Genomic DNA, 21,179 nt, shown 5'->3' on the forward strand with positions numbered 1-21,179 from the left:
GGGCATGCCCGCGAAGAAGCCAACGCAGTAATTTACTCGTGCGTCAGCTCCAGCACTCGGTCCACCAGCTTGTAGATCCCGCCCGCCGCCTCGCTGATCGACTTGGCCTCCATGTACGCCGGGGTCGTCACGAGCTTGCGCTGGGTGTCTTCGACAATATCGTGTACATCGCATTCTTCATGGGTGCCACCCATCTTTTCGACAGCCGCCGCAGTGCCGGCATCGCTCCCGATGGTGCAGACCACGCCCGGTCCATAGATCTTCGCCGCCAGCGCCGGCGAGATGCAGATCAGGCCAACGGGTTTGCAGGCGTCGGCAAAGGCTTCGGCCAAAGCCAGCACGTCTGGGTTCACGCTGCAATTGGCGCCTTCCACGGCAAAGTTGGAGAGGTTTTTTGCTGCCCCGAAACCACCCGGCACGATCAGCGCATCGAAGTCTGCGGCCTTGGCCTCACGGATATCCTTGACCTCGCCGCGGGCAATGCGCGCCGACTCCACCAGCACATTGCGCGATTCGGGCATTTCTTCGCCGGTCAGATGGTTGATTACATGCATCTGTGCGATGTTCGGCGCGAAGCACTGCACCTGCGCACCGCGCTGGTCGAGGCGCAGCAGCGTGATCACGCTTTCGTGGATTTCGGCGCCGTCATACACGCCACAGCCGGAAAGAATCACCGCTACTTTTTTTGTCATGCTCATTACTCCAGTGTCGAGGCGCTAAATGTCCTCTAGTTTGGCAGATGTCGCCATAGGGATTCCTGCGGGGGCGGCCTAATCTTGGTGGATAACGCCTGAGGTCGCGCCCATGGACCTGATACTGCTGGCCGTGCCGTTCTTTTTTGTGCTGATAGCCGTCGAGCTGGTCGCCGACCGCGTGCGCGGCCGGCACAATTTCACCCTGGCCGACTCGATCAACAGCCTGAGTACCGGCGCACTGTCGACCAGTACCGGCCTGCTGACCAAAGGCGTAGGGCTGGTCACCTATGCTCTGGTCTTCGAGCACCTGGCGCTGTTGCAATTGCCGGCGCAGGCAGGGTGGGTCTGGTTGCTGGCCTTTGTCCTGTACGACTTCTGCTACTACTGGCTGCACCGCCTGGGGCATGAGCGCAACGTACTGTGGGCTGCGCACTCGGTGCATCACCAGAGCGAGGAGTACAACCTCACCACGGCGCTGCGCCAGACCAGTAGCGGGTTCCTCTTCTCGTGGTTGTTCTACCTGCCGCTGGCGCTGCTGGGTGTGCCGCCACTGGTGTTCATCACCGTCGCCTCGCTCAACCTGCTGTATCAGTTCTGGGTGCATACCCGGCATATCCCTAAACTTGGCTGGCTGGAGTGGGTGTTGATCACGCCGTCCAATCATCGCGTCCACCATGCGCAAAACCCTGCTTACTTGGATCGCAATTACGGTGGTGTGTTCATTCTCTGGGACCGTCTGTTCGGCACGTTCAAGGAGGAGGACCCGGCCGAGCCGGTGGTGTTCGGGGTGACCACGCCGCTGGCCAGCTGGAACCCGCTATGGGCCAACCTGCAGTTCTATGCCCAGCTCTGGCACGACGCCCGGCGCACCACTAGCCTGTGGGACAAGCTGCGTATCTGGTTCATGCCTACCGGCTGGCGCCCGGCCGATGTGGCCGCACGCTACCCACAGGCCAAACAGGACTTGGCGCTGTTTCGCAAGTTCGAGATTGCCCTGGGGCGCGGGCAGCAAGCCTATGTGGCGGCGCAGTTCGTGGTTTATGTGGCCTTGGGCAGCTACCTGATGGATGTGGCCGACCGCGTGCCGGCCGCCGCGCTGGTGCTAGGCTGGTCACTGATGGCGTTTGGTTTGTTCGTGCTGGGCGCGTTGCTGGAGAACCGGCCCTGGTCTGCACGCCTGGAGCTGGCGCGGTTGTGTCTGAATGCGCCGGCATTGTACCTGGCCGGCGCCTGGGGCTTAGCGGTGGTCGCCCCGCTGGCCTGGTTTCTGCTCGTGGCTTACAGCCTGCTCAGCCTCTGGGGGCTGGGCCTGGCTCGCCGCCCTGCGCTCCGCGCGCAGAGTGCGGAAGCGCCGGCGCAGCCACAGCAGGCCGCCCAGCGCCACCAGGCCGCCAAGCACCCATAGCTCGTAACGCTTGACGTTGCCCAGCAAGCCTTCGAGGATGGCGCCGAAGTGGTAGGCGGCGGCGCCCAGGGCTACTGCCCAGATGCCCGCGCCAATCCCGTTCAGCAGCAGGTAGCGGCGTGGCGGGTAACCCGACAGGCCGATGGCCACCGGCATGACCGTGCGCAAGCCATAGACAAAGCGGAAGCTCAGCACCCAGATATCGGGGTGGCGGCGGATATGGTCCAGCGCCCGGTCGCCCATTGCCTGCCAGCGCGGCTTGCGCGCCAGGATCCTGCGCCCGTGGCGTCGGCCCATGAAGTACCACAACTGGTCGCCCGCGTAGCTGCCGAAGAAGGCCACCAGGCACACCAGATTGATATCCATGTAACCGCGGAACGCAAGGAATCCCGCAAGCACCAGAATGGTCTCGCCTTCAAAGAAGGTGCCTAGAAAAAGGGCGAAGTAGCCGAAATCCTGCAGGAATTGTTGAAGCATTTTCTGAGGTGCTGGCGAAATGAACGCGCAGCCTACCCCTTCGCGCGCGTTCGTGAAAGTGTCCAAATGTGTCTCGACGTGAACATTTCCAGCGCAGACAATGCCAGAGGCCACTTGCCACGGCTTGCCCATGTGTGTAACACGGGCGTCATAATGGGCGCTTATCTTGCCGCTCAATAGATGATAGGGCGTTAACGTCCTCAGGAACGCCAGATGAATAATGAAGTGCTAAGCCCTGTCGCGATCAAGGATGCTCAGGAGCTTCCAGAAGAGATGCTGCAGACCCCGCCAGACCTGCCTCCGGTGGCCGAGCCTGTAGCGGAACAGGTGGTCGAACCTGTGGCTCCGGTGCCCGCGCCGTCCCCGGCCATCGCCGTCCCTGGCCTGGACGACAGCAGCCTGTACATTCATCGCGAACTCTCGCAACTGCAGTTCAATATCCGGGTGCTGGAGCAGGCACTGGACGAGAACTACCCGCTGCTGGAACGCCTCAAGTTCCTGTTGATCTTCTCCAGCAACCTCGACGAGTTCTTTGAGATTCGTGTCGCAGGCCTGAAGAAGCAGATCAACTTCGCCCGTGAACAGGCCGGCGCCGATGGCCTGCAGCCGCACCAGGCGCTGGCGCGTATCAGCGAACTGGTGCACATCGAGGTAGAGCGCCAGTACGCGATCCTCAACGACGTGCTGCTGCCAGAGCTGGAAAAGCACCAGATCCGCTTCATCCGCCGCCGCTACTGGACACCCAAGCTCAAGACCTGGGTGCGCCGCTACTTCCGCGACGAAATTGCCCCGATCATTACTCCGATTGGCCTCGACCCGACTCACCCGTTCCCGCTGCTGGTGAACAAGAGCCTCAACTTCATCGTCGAGCTCGAGGGGGTGGACGCCTTCGGTCGCGACTCGGGCCTGGCGATCATTCCGGCACCACGCCTGCTGCCGCGGGTTATTCGCGTGCCGGAAGAGGTGGGCGGCCCGGGCGCAAACTACGTGTTCCTGTCGTCGATGATCCACGCGCACGCCGACGACCTGTTCCAGGGCATGAAGGTGAAGGGCTGCTATCAGTTCCGTCTGACGCGCAACGCCGACCTGGCGCTTGACTCTGAAGAGGTCGACGACCTGGCCCGCGCGCTGCGCGGCGAGCTGTTCTCGCGCCGCTACGGTGACGCCGTGCGCCTGGAAGTGGCCGACACCTGCCCGAAACACCTGTCGGACTACCTGTTGAAGCAGTTCAGCCTCAGCGAAAGTGAGCTGTACCAGGTCAATGGCCCGGTCAACCTCACCCGCCTGTTCAGCATCACCGGCCTGGACAGCCACCCGGAGCTGCAATACACACCGTTCACCCCGGCGATCCCCAAGCTGCTGGCGAACGCTGACAACATTTTCAGTGTGATCAGCAAGCAGGACATCCTGCTGATGCACCCGTTCGAGTCCTTCACGCCAGTGGTCGACCTGCTGCGCCAGGCCGCCAAGGACCCGCACGTGCTCGCCGTGCGCCAGACCCTGTATCGCTCGGGGGCTAACTCGGAAATCGTCGACGCCCTGGTGGACGCAGCGCGTAACGGCAAGGAGGTCACTGCGGTGATCGAGTTGCGTGCGCGTTTTGACGAAGAGTCCAACCTGCAGATGGCCAGCCGCCTGCAAGCGGCCGGTGCGGTAGTGATCTACGGTGTGGTCGGGTTCAAGACCCACGCCAAGATGATGCTGATTCTGCGCCGCGAGCAGGGCGAGATCGTGCGTTATGCGCACCTGGGTACCGGTAACTACCACGCCGGCAACGCTCGCCTGTACACCGATTACAGCCTGCTGACTTCTGACGATGCGCTCACCGAAGACGTCGGCAAGCTGTTCAGCCAGCTGATCGGCATGGGCAAGACCTTGCGCATGAAGAAGCTGCTGCATGCGCCGTTCACCCTGAAAAAGGGCATGCTCGACATGATCGCGCGGGAAACCCAGTTTGCCCTTGAAGGCAAGCCGGCGCACATCATCGCCAAGTTCAACTCGCTGACCGACGCCAAAGTCATCAAGGCGCTGTACAAGGCCAGCCAGTCGGGCGTGAAAATCGACTTGGTGGTGCGTGGCATGTGCTGCCTGCGCCCGGGCATTCCGGGGGTTTCGCACAACATCCAGGTGCGCTCGATCATTGGCCGCTTCCTCGAGCACACGCGGGTGTTCTACTTCCTCAATGGCGGCGAAGAGCAGATCTACCTGTCCAGCGCCGACTGGATGGAGCGCAACCTCGACAAGCGTGTCGAGACCTGCTTCCCGGTGGAAGGCAAGAAACTGTTGCTGCGGGTGAAGAAGGAGCTGGAAGGCTACCTGACCGACAATACCCACGCCTGGACCTTGCAGCCGGACGGGCGCTACGTGCGCAGCACCCCGACCGGCAACCAGAACCCGCGCAGCGTTCAGGCGACTCTGCTGGAGCGCCTGAGCAACCCGGTCCTCAACGTACGCTGAGGACGAAGCCGACCCGGGCCAGCCACTCCGCCTCGTTGGCGAAGTCGGCCTGGGTCAGCTGGTTCTGCTCCAGCCAACCGTCAGGGAAGGCTACATCCAGGCTGTTGTCCCCACCGTGCAGTTCTACCTTTGGCATTTGCTGAGTGCCGCGGATGTGGTGGAACAGGATGGCAAAGCGCAGCAGCACGCACAGGCGCAGCAGCTTGACCCCTTCATCACCCAGTTCGGCGTAACGGTCCTTGGGGATGTTGCGGCGGTGGCCGCGTACCAGCAGGGCCATCATCTGCTGATCTTCCCGGGAAAAGCCTGCCAGGTCCGAGTGCTCGATCAGATAAGCGCCGTGCTTGTGGTAGTGATAATGGGCAATGTCCAGCCCGATTTCGTGCACTTTCGCGGCCCAGCCCAGTAGATCGCGCCAGTTTCCGTCTTTCAGGTCCCAAGCGTCGGCCACCTGGTCGAATGCGTGCAACGCCTTGCGCTCGACGCGCGCAGCCTGGCCCTGGTCCACGTGATAGCGCTCCATCAGCGAGTTCAGGGTGCGTTCGCGCACGTCTTCGTGGTGGTGGCGGCCAAGCAGATCGAACAGCACACCTTCGCGCAGGGCGCCGTCGCAGTGGTCCATGCGGTTCAGTTCAAGGGCATCGAAGATCGCTTCGAGAATCGCCAAGCCAGCCGGGAAGATAGTGCGGCGGTCTGGCTTGACGCCGTCGAAGTCGATCTTGTCGACTTCACCCAGCTTGAACAGCTTGCGTTTGACCCAGGCCAGGCCTTCGGCGTTGACCTCGCCATTGCCCAGGCCGCCGGCCTTGATGGCAGCGCCGATGGCGCGAATAGTGCCGGATGAGCCGATGGCCTCATCCCAGGTCAGGCGGTGCAGGGCATTTTCGATGCTCATCAGTTCCAGGCGCGCGGCCGTGTAGGCCTGGGCATAGCGGGCGGGGGTGATCTTGCCGTCGCGGAAGTAACGCTGGGTAAAGCTCACGCAACCCATCTGCAGGCTTTCACGCAGCAGCGGCTCGAAGCGCTGGCCGATGATGAACTCGGTACTGCCGCCGCCGATGTCGGCCACCAGGCGCTTGCCGGGGGTGTCGGCCAGGGTGTGCGACACGCCCAGGTAGATCAGGCGCGCCTCTTCACGGCCAGAGATGACCTCCACCGGGTGGCCGAGGATGTCTTCGGCGCGCTGGATGAATTCGTTACGGTTGCGCGCTTCGCGCAAGGCGTTGGTACCGACGATACGCACGGAGCCTGCCGGCATGCCGTTGATCAGCTGGGAAAAGCGCTTGAGGCAATCCAGGCCCCTTTCCATTGCCTCTTCACTGAGCATGCGCTCTTCGTCGATGCCGGCGGCCAGTTGAACCTTCTCGCCGAGCCGCTCAAGGATGCGGATTTCGGTATGGTGGGCCTTGGCCACGACCATGTGAAAACTGTTGGAGCCAAGGTCGATGGCGGCGATCAGGGACAGGTTCTTCGCGATGGTATGCGGCATGATCTGGTTGTTCTCGGTCGTTAACCTGGCAATCGTGCCACGATAGCAGGCTATCGCCAACGCGTGACACTCAGCCGTTGTACTGGCCTTGATGCAAGGCAATGTGCCATTCGATTCTATGACGGCCATATGACAGTTTCGATTCGCGGCGTCTTGCGCAACTATAGTTACACTCAATCGTCCGTGGCTTCCTGTCCGGCGTAGGTGCGGCTATCATGGGCCACGTTTTTTGCTTACGACCCTGGAGATATCCATGAGCAGCGATCTGATCAAACATGTCACCGACGCCTCCTTCGAAGCCGATGTCCTGAAGGCCGAAGGCGCGGTACTGGTCGACTACTGGGCTGAATGGTGCGGTCCATGCAAGATGATCGCTCCGGTTCTGGACGACATCGCTTCCACCTACGAGGGCAAACTGACCGTCGCCAAGCTGAACATCGACGAGAACCAGGAAACCCCGGCCAAGCACGGTGTGCGTGGTATCCCGACGCTGATGCTGTTCAAGAACGGCAACGTCGAAGCCACCAAGGTTGGTGCACTGTCCAAATCGCAGCTGGCCGCATTCCTCGACGCCCACCTGTGATGTGAAAAGGCCCCGCAAATGCGGGGCTTTTCTTTTTCAGAGCACTAGACGCAGAAAAAAGCAAGTGTTACATTCGGCCTCGCACTGCTTTTCCAGTGCCCTCTACATGCCGTCGCCGAAGCATCCCTAATTCGAATCAGTACGCGATCCTGTCGCCATCCAGCGGCGCGGCCTCATTAAGCCAGAAGCTTAATTCTCCCTTCTTACATGATTACGTCATTCCCCTTATGAACCTGACTGAACTCAAGCAAAAGCCGATTACCGATCTTTTGGAAATGGCCGAACAGATGGGCATCGAAAACATGGCCCGTTCGCGCAAACAGGACGTGATTTTCGCCCTGCTGAAGAAGCATGCGAAAAGCGGCGAAGAGATCTCGGGTGACGGCGTGCTGGAGATTCTCCAGGATGGTTTCGGTTTCCTGCGTTCGGCTGATGCGTCCTACCTGGCCGGCCCAGACGATATCTATGTCTCGCCCAGCCAGATCCGCCGTTTCAACCTGCGTACCGGCGACACCATCGTCGGCAAGATCCGCCCACCGAAGGAAGGGGAGCGTTACTTCGCCCTGCTGAAGGTCGATACCATCAACTTCGACCGCCCGGAAAACGCGAAGAACAAGATCCTGTTCGAAAACCTGACGCCGCTGTTCCCGAACAAGCGCCTGAAGATGGAGGCCGGTAACGGCTCCACCGAGGACTTGACCGGTCGCGTCATCGACCTGTGCGCCCCGATCGGCAAAGGCCAGCGCGGCCTGATCGTTGCCCCGCCGAAAGCCGGTAAGACGATCATGCTGCAGAACATTGCGGCCAACATCACCCGTAACAACCCTGAGTGCCACCTGATCGTCCTGCTGATCGACGAGCGCCCGGAAGAAGTGACCGAAATGCAGCGCACCGTGCGTGGCGAAGTGGTTGCTTCCACCTTCGACGAGCCGCCAACCCGCCACGTGCAGGTTGCCGAGATGGTGATCGAGAAGGCCAAGCGCCTGGTCGAGCACAAGAAAGATGTGGTTATCCTGCTGGACTCGATCACTCGACTGGCGCGTGCCTACAACACCGTGATCCCGAGCTCCGGCAAGGTGCTGACCGGTGGTGTCGACGCCCACGCCCTCGAGAAGCCCAAGCGCTTCTTCGGTGCTGCACGTAACATCGAGGAAGGCGGTTCGCTGACCATTATCGCCACTGCGCTGGTTGAAACCGGCTCGAAGATGGACGAAGTGATCTACGAAGAGTTCAAGGGCACCGGCAACATGGAGCTGCCGCTGGACCGCCGCATCGCCGAGAAGCGTGTGTTCCCGGCCATCAACATCAACCGTTCCGGCACCCGCCGCGAAGAGTTGCTGACCGCTGACGACGAACTGCAGCGTATGTGGATTCTGCGCAAGCTGCTGCACCCGATGGACGAAATCGCCGCCATCGAGTTCCTGGTCGACAAGCTCAAGCAGACCAAGACCAACGATGAGTTCTTCCTGTCGATGAAGCGCAAGTAAGCGAGCGTTTCAGGCTGGATTGATTGGGGCCGCCTTGCGGCCCTTCGCGGGCAAGCCCGCTCCTACACAGGTCACAGCGGCCCTTGTAGGAGCGGGCTTGCCCGCGAAGGGGTGCAAAGCGGCCCCAATGCATTTTCACCCCCAAACAAGGCCCGAACGGCGCTACACTCTGCACCCCGACCGATACGGCCAACACGAGGCTCCTGCATGCAGTATCGCGACTTGCGCGACTTCATCCGTGGCCTGGAACAGCGCGGCGAGCTCAAGCGCATCCAGGTACCGATCTCCCCCGTCCTGGAAATGACCGAGGTCTGCGACCGCACCCTGCGCGCCAAGGGCCCGGCATTGTTGTTCGAAAAGCCCACCGGCTTCGACATCCCCGTGCTCGGCAACCTGTTCGGTACCCCGGAGCGGGTGGCGATGGGCATGGGCGCCGAGTCGGTCAGCGAACTGCGGGAAATCGGCAAGCTGCTGGCCTTCCTCAAGGAGCCCGAGCCGCCCAAGGGCCTGAAGGACGCCTGGTCGAAGCTGCCGATCTTCAAGAAGGTCGTGTCGATGGCGCCAAAAGTGGTCAAGGACGCGGTGTGCCAGGAAGTGGTGGTCGAGGGTGACGATGTCGACCTTGGCACGCTGCCGATTCAGCACTGCTGGCCTGGCGACGTGGCGCCGCTGATTACCTGGGGCCTCACCGTGACCCGTGGCCCGAACAAGGACCGCCAGAACCTGGGCATCTACCGCCAGCAGGTGATCGGCCGCAACAAGGTGATCATGCGCTGGCTCAGCCACCGTGGCGGCGCCCTCGACTACCGAGAGTGGTGCGAGAAGAACCCCGGCCAGCCGTTTCCGGTCGCCGTGGCCCTGGGCGCTGACCCAGCGACCATTCTCGGCGCGGTGACCCCGGTCCCGGACACCCTTTCCGAGTACGCCTTCGCCGGCCTGCTGCGAGGCAATCGCACCGAACTGGTCAAGTGCCGTGGCAGCAACCTGCAGGTACCGGCAACCGCCGAGATCATTCTGGAAGGGGTGATCCACCCAGGCGAAATGGCCCCGGAAGGCCCTTACGGCGATCACACGGGCTACTACAACGAAGTGGACAGTTTCCCGGTGTTCACCGTTGAGCGCATCACCCACCGGCAAAAACCGATCTACCACAGCACCTACACCGGCCGGCCGCCAGATGAGCCGGCCATTCTCGGCGTGGCGCTGAACGAAGTGTTCGTGCCGATCCTGCAGAAGCAGTTCCCGGAAATCACCGACTTCTACCTGCCGCCGGAAGGCTGCTCGTACCGCATGGCGGTGGTGACCATGAAGAAACAGTACCCAGGCCACGCCAAGCGCGTAATGCTGGGTGTGTGGTCGTTCCTGCGACAGTTCATGTACACCAAGTTCGTTATTGTCACCGATGACGATATCAACGCTCGTGACTGGAACGATGTGATCTGGGCCATTACCACGCGCATGGACCCCAAGCGTGATACGGTAATGATTGACAATACCCCGATCGACTACCTGGACTTTGCGTCACCGGTGTCGGGGCTGGGTTCGAAGATGGGCCTGGACGCTACGCACAAGTGGCCGGGCGAGACTACACGCGAATGGGGCCGGGTCATCGTCAAGGATGAGGCCGTCACCCGCCGTATCGATGAGCTGTGGGATCAGTTGGGAATAGATTGATGCAGGTAACGTTGCAGCCGTCCGGGGCGGTGCTGGCGCTTGAACCCGGGGAAAGGATCCTGGATGGAGCACGGCGGCTGGGCTATGACTGCCCAAACAGCTGCCGCAATGGCAATTGCCATGTTTGCGCCGCGTTGTTGGTTGAAGGACGGGTTCGCCAGGATGGCGAAGTCCGCGACCATGGCGAGTTGTTCACCTGCATTGCCGAACCGCTGGAGGACTGCGTGTTGCTCTGGGACGGTGTGCTTGCCTTGGGCGAGCTGCCAGTGCGCAAGCTGGCGTGCAGCGTCAGTGAGTGCGTCGACGTCGGCGGCGACGTCTGGCGGGTGCGCCTGCGTGCGCCTGCCGGTAAACCTCTGCGTTATCACGCGGGGCAATACCTGATGATCGAACGTGAGGGCGGCAAGCAGGCAGCTTTCTCGCTGGCGTCCGCGCCACATGCCGGGCGTGAACTGGAGCTGCATGTGCTGGCGCGTGAGCCCAGTGCGGTGCAACTGATCGACCAGCTGAGGCGAGATGGCCTGGCGCGCATTGAAATGCCGTTTGGCGACACCCACCTGGCCGAGCTGCCCGACGGGCCGCTGGTGCTGATTGCCGCCGGCACTGGCATGGGCCAGATGCACAGCCTGGTCGAGCACTGCCGGGCTCAGGGCTTCAAGCACCCGGTACACCTGTACTGGGGGGTGCGCCGGCCCGAGGATTTCTATCAGATCGAGCACTGGGACGAATGGCAGCGTCTGCCTAATCTGTTCCTGCATCAAGTGGTCAGCGACCTGTGTGGCTGGGAAGGCCGCTGCGGCATGCTGCATGAAGCGGTCTGCGACGACATTGCCGACCTCAATAGCGTGCATGTGTATGCCAGCGGCTCACCGAACATGATCTACGCCACGCTCGACGCCTTGGTCGAAGCCGGTATGGATGCGCACCGCATGCGTGCCGATGTGTTCGCCTACGCGCCGCGCGGTTAATAACCGAAGTTTGAAAGTGTCGGTATAAGGCGGTAATTGTTACCGCCTTGGCCAATAACTTTCACCGCTGCTGAAACAGTACTTCCCAGTCGTCGGAGCCGTGTATGAAACACGTGCTCAAGGGCTTGAGTATTCCTGCAATTCTGGCCTATGGTTACTGCAAGCGCCCTTGGTAAAGCGGCCTGGGGCCGCAGCGTAATCGAAGCTCGCTACATCCGTAGTTCACAGGAATAATGGCGGCAGCTTATGTCGGCACTTGAAAGTATGTCTTGGGAAGTTTCATACCCTCCGGCACTTGATTTCGGTCAGCAACATACTCGCGAACAGTTGTTCAGCTCCATGAAAACAACCATGTCCAGGCATCAGGGTGGGCCGGTGTGGCTGTTTGCCTATGGTTCGTTGATCTGGCGCCCGGAGTGCAATTCGGTGGAGCGCCAGCGCGCGCGGGTACATGGTTATCACCGTGGCTTGTACCTGTGGTCGCATGAACATCGCGGTACCCCGGAAACGCCCGGGCTGGTGTTTGGCCTGGACCGCGGTGGCTCCTGCAGCGGCTTTGCCTACCGTCTGGATGAACGCAACCTGGACGACTCACTGATGGCCCTGTGGCAACGCGAGATGCCCTATCCGGCATACCGGCCGCACTGGCTCAACTGCCGCCTGGGCGATGGTAGCAAGGTGCAGGCCTTGGGCTTTGTACTGGAGCGGCATCTGCCGTGCTATGCCGGTAACTTGCCGGATACGTTGCTCAGCCAGATCCTGGCCAGTGCCAAGGGGCGGTATGGCACCACGCGTGACTATGTCGAGCAGACCTTGAATGCACTGCGCAGTCACCAGATGCCCGATCGCAACCTGGAAGCGCGATTCAGGCGTTGCCACAATCTGCGCGAAGTGTGAGCAACCTGTTCCGGCCTCTTCGCGGGTAATCCCTGTAGGCGCGGGTTTACCCGCGAATACGGTGGTGGCGACAACGGTGAACGGCGGGTGGAATTGGCTGGCAGGCCCGGCCCTTTCGCGGGTAAACCCGCTGCTACAGGCGACCGCGCAGAGGCCGGTACTGCCTTACCTGGCCAGCACCACCAACTTACCCACCGCCTGCCGTTGCCCCAGCTTCTCGATAGCAGCCCCGGCTTCTTCCAGTGGATAAGTCTGCGACACCAGCGGCTTCAACTTGCCCTCGGCATGCCAGGCAAACAGCTGGTGAAAGTTGGCCGCGTTGTCCTCCGGCTGGCGCTGGGCAAATGCCCCCCAGAACACGCCCAGTACCGCCGCGCCCTTGAGCAGCACCAGGTTGGCCGCCAGCTGTGGAATGCTGCCACTGGCAAAACCCACCACCAGCAGCCTGCCATTCCAGGCCAACCCGCGCACCGCTTGTTCGAACAGCTCGCCACCGACCGGGTCATAGATCACGTCCACGCCCTGGCCGCCGGTCAGGCGTTTGATTTCTTCGCGCAGGTTGGCCTGGCTGTAGTCGATCAGCTCATCCGCCCCGGCAGCCTTGGCCACGGCCAGTTTTTCGGCACTGCTGGCCGCCGCGATCACCCGCGCGCCCATGGCCTTGCCGATCTCCACCGCCGCCAGGCCCACCCCGCCGGAAGCGCCCAGTACCAGCAGGGTCTCGCCGGCTTGCAACTGGCCACGCTGACGCAGGGCGTGCATCGAGGTGCCGTAGGTCATGCCGAAGGCCGCAGCGGTGGTGAAGTCCATGCTCGCCGGGATCGGCAGAACGTTATAGAACGGCACCGCCACTTGCTCGGCGAACGCACCCCAGCCGGTGAGCGCCATGACCCGGTCGCCGACCTTGAACGCGCCGGCCTTTTCGCCGACGGCGGCCACCACGCCTGCTGCCTCGCCACCTGGAGAGAACGGCAGCGGTGGCTGGAACTGGTACTTGCCTTCGATGATCAAGGTGTCGGGGAAGTTGACCCCGGCAGCCTGCACGTCCAGCAGGATCTCGTTCTTCTTCGGCAGTGGGCTGGCCACCTCTTCCAGCACCAGGTTGCGCGCCGGACCCAGGGTTTTGCACAACACAGCTTTCATCGGGGCTATTCCTTTGCGGGTAGTGGCCGATAAGTGTAGGAGGGCCGCTTGGCAGGTCAACGAGCATGGCCCGCCCTGATGGGCCGGCATAAGCCCGGGCTTGGGTTTGAGCGGTGTGCTGGGTAAGCTGGCGCCAACTGTATTGAGGAGCGAATTCGTGAAAGCGTGGATCTTGATGGTGCTGGCGCTGCTGCTGCCGGCTGCGGCCATGGCCGAGGAAGCCAAGGAAGGGGTGCCCAAGGTCGCCTACATCAGTCTGAGCCCGCCCTTCGTTGGCAACTATGCGCTCGACGGCAGCCCGCGGCTGCGCGTGTACAAGGCTGACGTGGCCCTGCGCGTGACGGGCGACGAAGCGGCCAAGACGGTGAAGCACCACGAACCGCTGATCCGTAACCAGCTGGTGGCACTGTTCACCCAGCAGACGGTGGACAGCATGAGCAACGTCGAGGCCAAGGAGCATCTTCGCCAAGAGGCGCTGAAACAGGTGCAGCAGGTGCTGGAGGCGGAAGAGGGCAAGCCGATCGTTGAAGACTTGCTGTTCAACAACCTGATCGTGCAATAACCGCTGATAGTTGCCAGTCCGGCCCCGTGGGGATTGCGCAGGCCCTCGTCCTTGCTCAGGACGTCAGGGTACGGCGGAACCGCGCGAGGGCCACGCTGAAGAACACCAGGCCGATCAGGCCCAGCGCCAGGATATCCGGCCATACCACCGCCCACCCGGCATCCCTGAACAGGATTGCGGCACTCAGGCTGACAAAGTGCGTTGAGGGTGACCCTTGCATCACCCACTGCAGCCACTGCGGCATGCTGTCCAGTGGTGTGCTGCCGCCGGACAGCAACAGCATCGGGATGATCACCGGGATCGCCAGCAGGCCGAACTGTGGCGTCGAGCGCGCCAGGGTGGCGAGGAAAATGCCCAGCGATGTACTGGCGAACAGGTACAGCGCGGTCACGGCCAGGAACAGCCCCATCGAGCCAGACAGCGGCACGCCCAGTGCACCTTTGACGACTACCACCAACGAAATCCAGGTGCAGATCACCACCACCAGCGCATTGCTGCCGATCTTGGCCAGCATGATCTCCAGCGCGGTCAACGGTAGCACCAGCAGGTGGTCGAGGGTGCCATGCTCACGCTCGCGCAGCAGCGCGGTCCCGGTGAGGATGATCGCCAGGATGGTGATGTTGTTGACGATCTGGATCACGGCCAGAAACCAGCCCCCCTCCAGGTTGGGGTTGAACAGCGCCTTGGGGTTGATCAGCACCGGGCTTTGCTCGTTACCACGCTGGCTGTAGTCGAGCAGCTCGCGCTCGAAGATGCGGCCGATGTAGCCGGCGCCCATGAACGCTTGGCTCATGGCTGTAGCATCGACGTTGATCTGCAGCTCCGGCGAGCGCCCGGCCAGCAGGTCGCTCTGGAAGTTCACCGGTATGTTGATGACGAAGGTGTACTGGCCGCTGTCCATGGCCTGGTCCAGGCGCTGCGGAGGCAGCGGCACGGCTGGCTGGAACTCGGGCGGTTGCAGGGCTTCGCTGAGCTTGCGCGAGAGCAGGCTATGGTCTTCATCCACCACCGCCACGCTGGCGTTGTGTACACCGATCACCGAGCCGGCTGCCGGCATGTAGATCGCCACGCTGAAGGCATATAGCAGGAACAGCAGCAGGACGCTGTCATGGCGCAGGCTGGTCAGTTCTTTCAAGCCCAGGCGCAGGGTGTGGTTCAGGCGCGACATGTCAGGCCTCCTGCTTTTTCAGCATTGCCAGGCTCAGGCCGGTGAACGCGGCAAAGAAGCTCAGCAGGATCAGGCACTGCGGCCACAACTCGCGCAGGCCTAACGCCTTGGTGAAGGTGCCGACTGCGATGTCGAGGAAGTAGCCCGCCGGGAACAACTGGCCCATCACCGCTGCCGCGCCGTCCAGCGACGAGCGTGGCACGATCAGCCCGGAAAACTGGATGGTCGGCAGGCTGGTAATGATCATGGTGCCGAGAATGGCGGCGATCTGGGTGCGGGTGAATGCCGAAATCAGCAGGCCCAGGCTGGTGGTTGCCAGCAGGTAGGCCACGCCGCCACATGCCAAAGCCAGTACGCTGCCCTTGAGCGGTACGGCGAACAGCCAGCGGTTCATCGCCACCAGCAGCGCCAGGTTGACCAGGCTCACAGCCAGGTAGGGCATCTGCTTGCCAAGCAGGAATTCCAGGCGGGTGAGGGGTGTGGCGTAGAAGTTGGTGATGGAGCCGAGCTCCTTCTCGCGCACGATGCCCAGTGCCGTGAGCATGGCCGGAATGAAGGCCAGTATCAGTGCCATCACACCCGGGCCGATGGCGTTCACACTGACCACATCCTGGTTGTAGCGGAAACGCGTTTCCAGGCGCACCGGGTCCTGGCGTGGCTGCGGTTGTGGGCTGGCCTTTGCCAGTTGCTCAAGGTTGGCCTGGTGCACGGCTTCCACGTAGTTGCGGCTGGTTTCTGCGCGGAACGGCATGCCTCCGTCGAGCCAGGCAGCCACCACCGGCTGGCGCCCTGCGTACAGATCGCGGCCAAAGCCGGGCGGAATTTCCAGTGCCAGTTTGATTTCCGAGCGTTGCAGGCGCTGGTGCAGCTCGCTGCTGTCGCGGATCGGTGCCTGTTCGGCGAAGTAGCGTGAACCACGGAAGGCCTCGAGGTAGGCGCGACTTTGCGGGCTCTGGTCCTGATCGTGCACGGCGAAGGCGAGGTTTTCCACATCCAGTGAAATGCCGTAGCCGAAGATCACCATCATGAACAGTGCACCCAGTAAGGCGAAGGCCAGGCGCACCTTGTCGCGCAGCAGCTCCTTGCCCTCACGGCCGGCCACTGCGAGCAGGCGACGCAGGCTGAAACCCTGGCGCAGCGGTAGGGTGGGGGTGGACGCCTGTTCCAGCACGCTGCTGTCGGTGGCGGCTGGCGCCAGTTCCTGGGCCTGTTCCAGGCAGCGGACGAACGCGTCTTCCAGCGTGTCGCCCTGGTACTGGTGCTGCAGGGCATCGGGCGTGTCGCAGGCCAGCACCCGCCCGGCGTGCATCAGCGAAATACGATCGCAGCGCTGGGCTTCATTCATGAAGTGGGTGGAGAGGAAAATGGTCACGCCCTGCTCGCGGGACAGTTCTACCAGCAGGCGCCAGAAGTCGTCGCGGGCGGCCGGGTCGACGCCGGAGGTCGGTTCGTCGAGGATCAAGACTTCCGGGCGATGCAGAACCGCCACTGCCAGCGACAGGCGCTGGCGCAAACCAAGGGGCAGGGCGCCAGACGGTTGGTCGGCGATAGCGGCGAGGTCGAAGCGCTCGATCAGCTCATCGATGCGCTGGGCGCTCTCGGCTTTGGGCAAGTCGAACAGGCGGGCATGCAGGGCCAGGTTCTGCCGGGTGCTGAGCTCGCCATACAGAGAGAAACTCTGCGACATGAAGCCGACTCGCTTGCGTGTGGCCAGGTCGCTGGCGTCCACCGGGCGACCCAGCAGGCTGGCGCTGCCCTCGCTGGCCGGCATCAGGCCGGTGAGCACTTTCATGGTGCTGGTCTTGCCGCAACCGTTGGAACCCAGGAAGCCGAAGATCTCCCCGCGCCCAATGGCGAAACTGACCTTGTTCACCGCTGTGAAGTCGCCAAAGCGCAGGGTCAGGTCGTGTGCCTCGATGGCGACCGGGCCGTCCGTGGCTTGGCGCGGCGGGATTGCCAGTGGTTGATGCTGCGCCTTGCCCGCGCCCTGGTAGTGGGTAAAGGCGTCATCCAGTTTGCCGCTCGGGGTGACTGCAGCCAGTTCGTGGCTAGGGCCGGCGGCCAGCAGCCGGCCGCCATCGAGCATCAGGCAATGCTCGAACTGTTCGGCTTCTTCCATGTAGGCGGTAGCCACCAGCAAGGTCAGTTGCGGGCGTTGTGCGCGAACCTGTTCAACCAGCTCCCAGAAGCGCCGCCGCGACAGCGGGTCGACGCCGGTGGTCGGCTCGTCCAGGATAAGCAGGTCTGGCTCGTGGATCAGTGCGCAGCAAAGGCCCAGCTTCTGCTTCATGCCACCCGACAGCTTGCCGGCCGGGCGCTGGGCAAAGCGCTGCAGGTCGGTGGCCTGCAACAGATTGGCCATACGCTGTTCACACTCGCGGCGGCCCAACCCGAACAGGGTGGCGAAAAAACGGATGTTCTCGCTGATCGACAGTTCCGGGTACAGGTTGTTGCCCAGCCCCTGCGGCATGAATGCCACTTTGGGGTAGAGCGCCGTGCGATGGCGGCGTTGGCGGATCGAGCCACCCAGCACCTGCAGCTCTCCCTGCTGTAGGCGTTTCACGCCGGCGATCAGCCCCAGCAGGGTCGACTTGCCCGCCCCGTCAGGGCCTATCAGCGCGCAGCGGGTACCCACAGGGAGGCTGAAGCCTAGTGGGTGGAGGGCTATCACGTCGCCGTAACGGTGGCTGATGCCTTCGGCCAGCAGTGCCGGGGCGTTCATTGCAGGTTGGCCGGCCAGTCCACCTCAGCCGTGCGTACATAGCCGGCGCCTGGCATGCCTGGTTTGGCTTGCGGCACGGCGCCTGGGTCGCTCAGGCGCAGTTTGACCCGGAACACCAGCTTTTGCCGTTCGTCGCGGGTTTCCACCTGTTTGGGGGTGAACTGGGCCTTGGCTGCGACAAAGGCCACCTTGGCCGGCAGTGCGCGCTCGGGCAGGGCGTCGAGCACGATGCGCGCCTGATCGCCTACGGTCAGCCGGCCGCTGGTAGAGGCCGGGAGGTACAGGTTCATGTACTGGTCGCTGGGGTCGATCAGCATCAGCACACGGCCGCCGGCACCCAGCACTTCACCGGGTTCGGCCAGGCGCAGCTGGATGATGCCGTTGATGGGCGCACGCAGGCTGCTGTCGTCGATTTCGCTGGTGAGCTGCGCCACTTGGGCTTCGGCGGCGCCAATGGCGGCCTTGATCGCTGCCAGTTGGGCGCGGGCAGCGACTACTGCTGCGTTGGCCGTGTCAAAGCGCGCCTGCTGTTGGTCGAGCAACTGCTGGCTGGCGAACTTGCGCTGGAAGATTTCGCGCACGCGCTTGAGCTCCTGGCTGGCCAACAGCAGTTCACTCTGGCGCAGTTGCACGGTGGCCTGGGCGGCGGCGTAGTTTTCCCGGGCGCGCAGCACTTCGGCTTCGGCCTGGCTGCGCTGGGCTTCCATGGTGCGTGTGTCGATGCGTGCCAGTAGCTGGCCACGGGTCACGTTGTCGCCTTCATCGACCAGTACTTCGGCCAGGCGACCGGGGATCTTGCTGGCGATCTGCACTTCGGTGGCTTCAAGGCGGCCGTTGCCCATGCTCAGGCCTTCGGGCAACTGGTCGTGAAGCGACTTCCAGTACCCCAGCCCGCCGGCTGCAGCGAGCAGTGCGATCAGTGCAGTGGCGAAGATTCTAGGGGCGTATCGGTTCATCGTTCTGCATCCTTGCGGTCATGCACAGTACATCATGCCTGGCGGCCATGTGTGGCGTGTTGATATCGGTCAAGCCCTTGACCTTAGCTGCGCATTCAGCGCAACGCGACAATCACCGCCCATTGCTCGGGCGTTACCGGCATGACCGACAGGCGGCTGCCTTTTTGCACCAGGGGCAACTCGACCAGACCGGCCTGCTGTTTCAGCCACCCCAGTTCCAGCACCCTTGGAAAGGTTTGTACGTGGGCCACATCCACCGCGCTCCACGGGTTCTTGTCGATCGTGGCCTTGGCATCGTGATAATGGCTTTCCGGGTCCAGCGCGGTCGGGTCCGGGTAGGCCGTGCGGGTGATTTTGGCAATGCCGGCGATGCCGGGTTGCGGGCAGCTGGAGTGGTAGAAGAAGAATTCGTCACCCACGCTCATGGCCCGCAGAAAATTACGCGCCTGATAGTTGCGCACGCCGTCCCAGCGCGCTTCGCCCAAGCGTGCGAGGGCTTCGATGGAGAGCTCGTCGGGCTCGGATTTCATCAGCCAGTAAGCCATGGATGCTGCTCCTGAAAAGGTTTGAAATAACCTGTTGCACGAAACCGACAGCCGGTTGGCGTCAAGGTTTGCGTGCGGACGCATGTTGTCGGAAAATGCGCCCCGTTTAAAGCGCGTGCGCCGGCGGTACCCAGAATATCGCCGAGTACTGAACAGTTTGCCTGGGGGGCAATCTTCGATGAATCAACGTAAAAAGCCGGATCTGCTGTGGATCCTGGTGTTCATTTTTGGCCTGGGTGTGGTCACTACCGGTTATGCGCAAGGGTTCTGGGAGCGCAAGCTGGACAACGCCTATCAGATGCCGGTCGACGCCAGCCAGCCACAACGTTGATACCCCCGCTGGCGCCGCTCAACGTGGCGCCAGGTACCAGCCACGGTCCGAGACCGTGCCCTTCAGCGGTACATCCCAACTGGCCTGCGCCAGCCGCTCGACCTTCTGGCATTCATGCGCCAGCCCCAGCAGCAACGGTTTTTTCCAGGTTTGCCGACGCGCCTGGTAGGCCAGGCTGCGATCATAGAAGCCACCGCCCATACCCAAGCGGCCGCCCACTTCGTCAAAACCGACCAGCGGTAGCAGAATCAGATCCAGCGCCCAGATCGGCCGCTGGCGTTTGCGATCGATGATCGGCTCTGGAATACGGAAGCGGTTGGGCTTGAGCTTCTCACCCTGCTCAAAACGCTGGAACACCATGCGCGTGCGCGGCCAGGCGTGCAGCACCGGCAGGTAGGTGCACTTGCCGCGACGCTGGGCTTCGCGCATCAGCAGGCGAGGGTCGATTTCACCGTCGTTGGGCAGGTACAGGGCGATGTGGCGGGCGCGGCGGAACAAGGGGTGTTGCGCCAGTTGGCGGTACAGGCCGAGGGTGGCCTGGCGTTGCTGGGCAGGGGTAAGGGCGCGGCGGGCATTGCGAAGCAGGCGACGAAGCTGGGGGCGGGTGAGCGGCACGTTTTCGGTCATGGCACGGGCAATCCCAGATGTGCTGGCTTGGTACGAACAGTGCCTGCGCGGTGAATCGTCGTACAAAGCTTGAATAAAGTCGGCCAAAACGAATTGCCCGCCTTGGGGGGCGGGCAAGAAAATTCAGGCTCCCCGATAAGACCGCTATCGGTGTAGCCCTTGAACCCGAAAGTTCAAGGTGGAGATTGCAGGGGGCGTTAAGGCTTTCCGTCGGGCGGACATGCACACCGGCCCCAGCGTGCAACCCCCGTGGTTGTGCGTATCGGCTCAGGGACATAACCGACTGGCGCATCCCCCAGGGAGTGGCGCCAGTATACCAATCTCAGCCGATTTTGGTATCCGTGTCGTCGGACAAAGCCTTATCTACCCGATCCAGCAGGTCGCGCACCTGTTCGCGGTTTGTGCCGCTGACCGGCGCATCGTTGCGGTCTTCCTGGCGGTGCAGCATTTCGTGGGTAATGTTCAACGCCGCCATCACCGCGATGCGGTCGGCACCGATCACCTTGCCGCTGCTGCGGATCTCGCGCATCTTGCCGTCCAGGTAGCGCGCAGCGCTGACCAGGTTGTTGCGCTCTTCCGGCGGGCAGATGATCGAGTATTCCTTGTCGAGGATCTGCACGGTGACGCTATTGCTTGAACTCATGAGTCTTGCTCCAGAGCCTTGAGGCGTAAAATCATCGACTCGACTTTGCGCTTGGCGATCTCGTTCTTTTCGATGAGGTGGGCGCGCTCTTCGCGCCAGGATTTTTCCTGAGCTACTAGGAGTGCATTTTGCCGTTTTAGTTGCTCGACGCGTTCGATCAGCAACTCGAATCGGCTCATCAGTGCCTGCAGGTCGTTCTCTTGCGTGGGTTGCACTCGATTCGCTCCGTCGTTGAGTCACCTGGCGATGATGCCTCTCCCTGGGCGGCAACGGCCAGTGCCGATGGTCTTGGCGCGCCTGCCGGTGCTAGGATACAAGGTCTTCATTCTAGACATTGCGCCGTCTGGCGC

General features: G+C 62.4%; 19 protein-coding genes, 1 other RNA gene and 1 pseudogene. 9 read left to right on the forward strand and 12 right to left on the reverse strand.

What is annotated here, in order from left to right; genetic code table 11:
- Positions 1-32: 32 nt before the first annotated feature.
- Positions 33-692 (reverse strand): isoprenoid biosynthesis glyoxalase ElbB, encoded by a 660-nt coding sequence (gene elbB, locus AC3WLP_RS11905; protein ID WP_088512602.1) that lies wholly within the window; start codon positions 690-692, stop codon positions 33-35.
- 112 nt (positions 693-804) lie between these two features.
- Between elbB and AC3WLP_RS11910 the strand changes: the two are divergent.
- Positions 805-1,431, forward strand: a pseudogene (locus AC3WLP_RS11910) (sterol desaturase family protein); the annotation flags it as partial.
- 501 nt (positions 1,432-1,932) lie between these two features.
- On the opposite strand, the gene AC3WLP_RS11915 reads toward AC3WLP_RS11910, so the two are convergent.
- Entirely contained in the window at positions 1,933-2,577 is a 645-nt protein-coding gene (locus tag AC3WLP_RS11915; protein WP_017148020.1) for a DedA family protein, read from the reverse strand.
- 213 nt (positions 2,578-2,790) lie between these two features.
- Here AC3WLP_RS11915 and ppk1 point away from each other — a divergent pair, with 213 nt between their 5' ends.
- Positions 2,791-5,034, forward strand: a complete 2,244-nt coding sequence (ppk1, locus tag AC3WLP_RS11920) for a polyphosphate kinase 1 (protein ID WP_014754802.1) — start codon at positions 2,791-2,793, stop codon at positions 5,032-5,034.
- On the opposite strand, the gene ppx is transcribed toward ppk1, so the two are convergent.
- Positions 5,021-6,523, reverse strand: a complete 1,503-nt coding sequence (ppx, locus tag AC3WLP_RS11925; protein WP_088512600.1) for an exopolyphosphatase — start codon at positions 6,521-6,523, stop codon at positions 5,021-5,023. The genes ppk1 and ppx overlap by 14 nt on opposite strands.
- A 253-nt stretch (positions 6,524-6,776) precedes the next feature.
- Here ppx and trxA point away from each other — a divergent pair, with 253 nt between their 5' ends.
- From trxA to AC3WLP_RS11950, 5 genes are all read left to right on the forward strand, one after another.
- Positions 6,777-7,106, forward strand: a complete 330-nt coding sequence (gene trxA / locus AC3WLP_RS11930; RefSeq protein WP_003253660.1) for a thioredoxin TrxA — start codon at positions 6,777-6,779, stop codon at positions 7,104-7,106.
- A 227-nt stretch (positions 7,107-7,333) separates the two neighbouring features.
- Complete coding sequence (gene rho / locus AC3WLP_RS11935) at positions 7,334-8,593, forward strand: transcription termination factor Rho (protein ID WP_003253661.1); 1,260 nt, start codon at positions 7,334-7,336, stop codon at positions 8,591-8,593.
- Between the two features lie 207 nt (positions 8,594-8,800).
- Complete coding sequence (gene ubiD, locus AC3WLP_RS11940; RefSeq protein ID WP_003253663.1) at positions 8,801-10,267, forward strand: 4-hydroxy-3-polyprenylbenzoate decarboxylase; 1,467 nt, start codon at positions 8,801-8,803, stop codon at positions 10,265-10,267.
- On the forward strand, positions 10,267-11,235 hold the full coding sequence (locus AC3WLP_RS11945) for a CDP-6-deoxy-delta-3,4-glucoseen reductase (protein WP_003253665.1): 969 nt from the start codon (positions 10,267-10,269) through the stop codon (positions 11,233-11,235). Before ubiD ends, AC3WLP_RS11945 begins: the two co-directional genes overlap by 1 nt.
- A gap of 246 nt (positions 11,236-11,481) precedes the next feature.
- Positions 11,482-12,132 carry a gamma-glutamylcyclotransferase gene (locus AC3WLP_RS11950; RefSeq protein ID WP_012054059.1) on the forward strand — a complete coding sequence of 217 codons (651 nt, stop codon included), beginning with the start codon at positions 11,482-11,484 and terminating at the stop codon, positions 12,130-12,132.
- 165 nt (positions 12,133-12,297) lie between these two features.
- On the opposite strand, the gene AC3WLP_RS11955 is transcribed toward AC3WLP_RS11950, so the two are convergent.
- Entirely contained in the window at positions 12,298-13,275 is a 978-nt protein-coding gene (locus AC3WLP_RS11955; protein WP_003253669.1) for an NADPH:quinone oxidoreductase family protein, read from the reverse strand.
- A 157-nt stretch (positions 13,276-13,432) separates the two neighbouring features.
- Here AC3WLP_RS11955 and AC3WLP_RS11960 point away from each other — a divergent pair, with 157 nt between their 5' ends.
- A complete protein-coding gene (locus AC3WLP_RS11960; protein ID WP_003253671.1) occupies positions 13,433-13,837 on the forward strand; it encodes a flagellar basal body-associated protein FliL in 405 nt (134 codons plus the stop codon).
- A gap of 55 nt (positions 13,838-13,892) precedes the next feature.
- Here the strand turns inward: AC3WLP_RS11960 and AC3WLP_RS11965 are convergent, their stop codons facing one another.
- The 4 genes from AC3WLP_RS11965 to AC3WLP_RS11980 form a co-directional block, all read right to left on the reverse strand.
- The gene (locus AC3WLP_RS11965; RefSeq protein ID WP_014754797.1) at positions 13,893-15,005 is read right to left on the reverse strand and encodes an ABC transporter permease; all 1,113 of its coding nucleotides are present in this window, start codon (positions 15,003-15,005) and stop codon (positions 13,893-13,895) included.
- A gap of 1 nt (position 15,006) precedes the next feature.
- Complete coding sequence (rbbA, locus tag AC3WLP_RS11970; RefSeq protein WP_088512599.1) at positions 15,007-17,727, reverse strand: ribosome-associated ATPase/putative transporter RbbA; 2,721 nt, start codon at positions 17,725-17,727, stop codon at positions 15,007-15,009.
- Positions 17,724-18,683 carry an HlyD family secretion protein gene (locus AC3WLP_RS11975; RefSeq protein ID WP_003253678.1) on the reverse strand — a complete coding sequence of 320 codons (960 nt, stop codon included), beginning with the start codon at positions 18,681-18,683 and terminating at the stop codon, positions 17,724-17,726. Before AC3WLP_RS11975 ends, rbbA begins: the two co-directional genes overlap by 4 nt.
- A 95-nt stretch (positions 18,684-18,778) precedes the next feature.
- A complete protein-coding gene (locus AC3WLP_RS11980) occupies positions 18,779-19,228 on the reverse strand; it encodes an EVE domain-containing protein (RefSeq protein WP_014861351.1) in 450 nt (149 codons plus the stop codon).
- 178 nt (positions 19,229-19,406) lie between these two features.
- On the opposite strand from AC3WLP_RS11980, the gene AC3WLP_RS11985 reads away from it, so the two are divergent.
- Positions 19,407-19,559: a hypothetical protein gene (locus AC3WLP_RS11985; protein WP_003253683.1), complete on the forward strand. Its 153-nt coding sequence runs from the start codon at positions 19,407-19,409 to the stop codon at positions 19,557-19,559.
- An 18-nt stretch (positions 19,560-19,577) separates the two neighbouring features.
- On the opposite strand, the gene AC3WLP_RS11990 is transcribed toward AC3WLP_RS11985, so the two are convergent.
- From AC3WLP_RS11990 to AC3WLP_RS12005, 4 genes are all read right to left on the reverse strand, one after another.
- A complete protein-coding gene (locus AC3WLP_RS11990; protein WP_003253685.1) occupies positions 19,578-20,186 on the reverse strand; it encodes a 5-formyltetrahydrofolate cyclo-ligase in 609 nt (202 codons plus the stop codon).
- A 125-nt stretch (positions 20,187-20,311) separates the two neighbouring features.
- Positions 20,312-20,491: non-coding RNA, 6S RNA (ssrS, locus tag AC3WLP_RS11995), on the reverse strand.
- Positions 20,492-20,508: 17 nt separating this feature from the next.
- On the reverse strand, positions 20,509-20,829 hold the full coding sequence (locus AC3WLP_RS12000) for a cell division protein ZapA (protein WP_003253687.1): 321 nt from the start codon (positions 20,827-20,829) through the stop codon (positions 20,509-20,511).
- Positions 20,826-21,008 carry a TIGR02449 family protein gene (locus AC3WLP_RS12005; RefSeq protein ID WP_029886233.1) on the reverse strand — a complete coding sequence of 61 codons (183 nt, stop codon included), beginning with the start codon at positions 21,006-21,008 and terminating at the stop codon, positions 20,826-20,828. The genes AC3WLP_RS12000 and AC3WLP_RS12005 overlap by 4 nt, the downstream gene beginning before the upstream one ends.
- Positions 21,009-21,179 lie beyond the last annotated feature (171 nt).

It is taken from the genome of Pseudomonas sp. FW305-E2 (assembly GCF_058782925.1).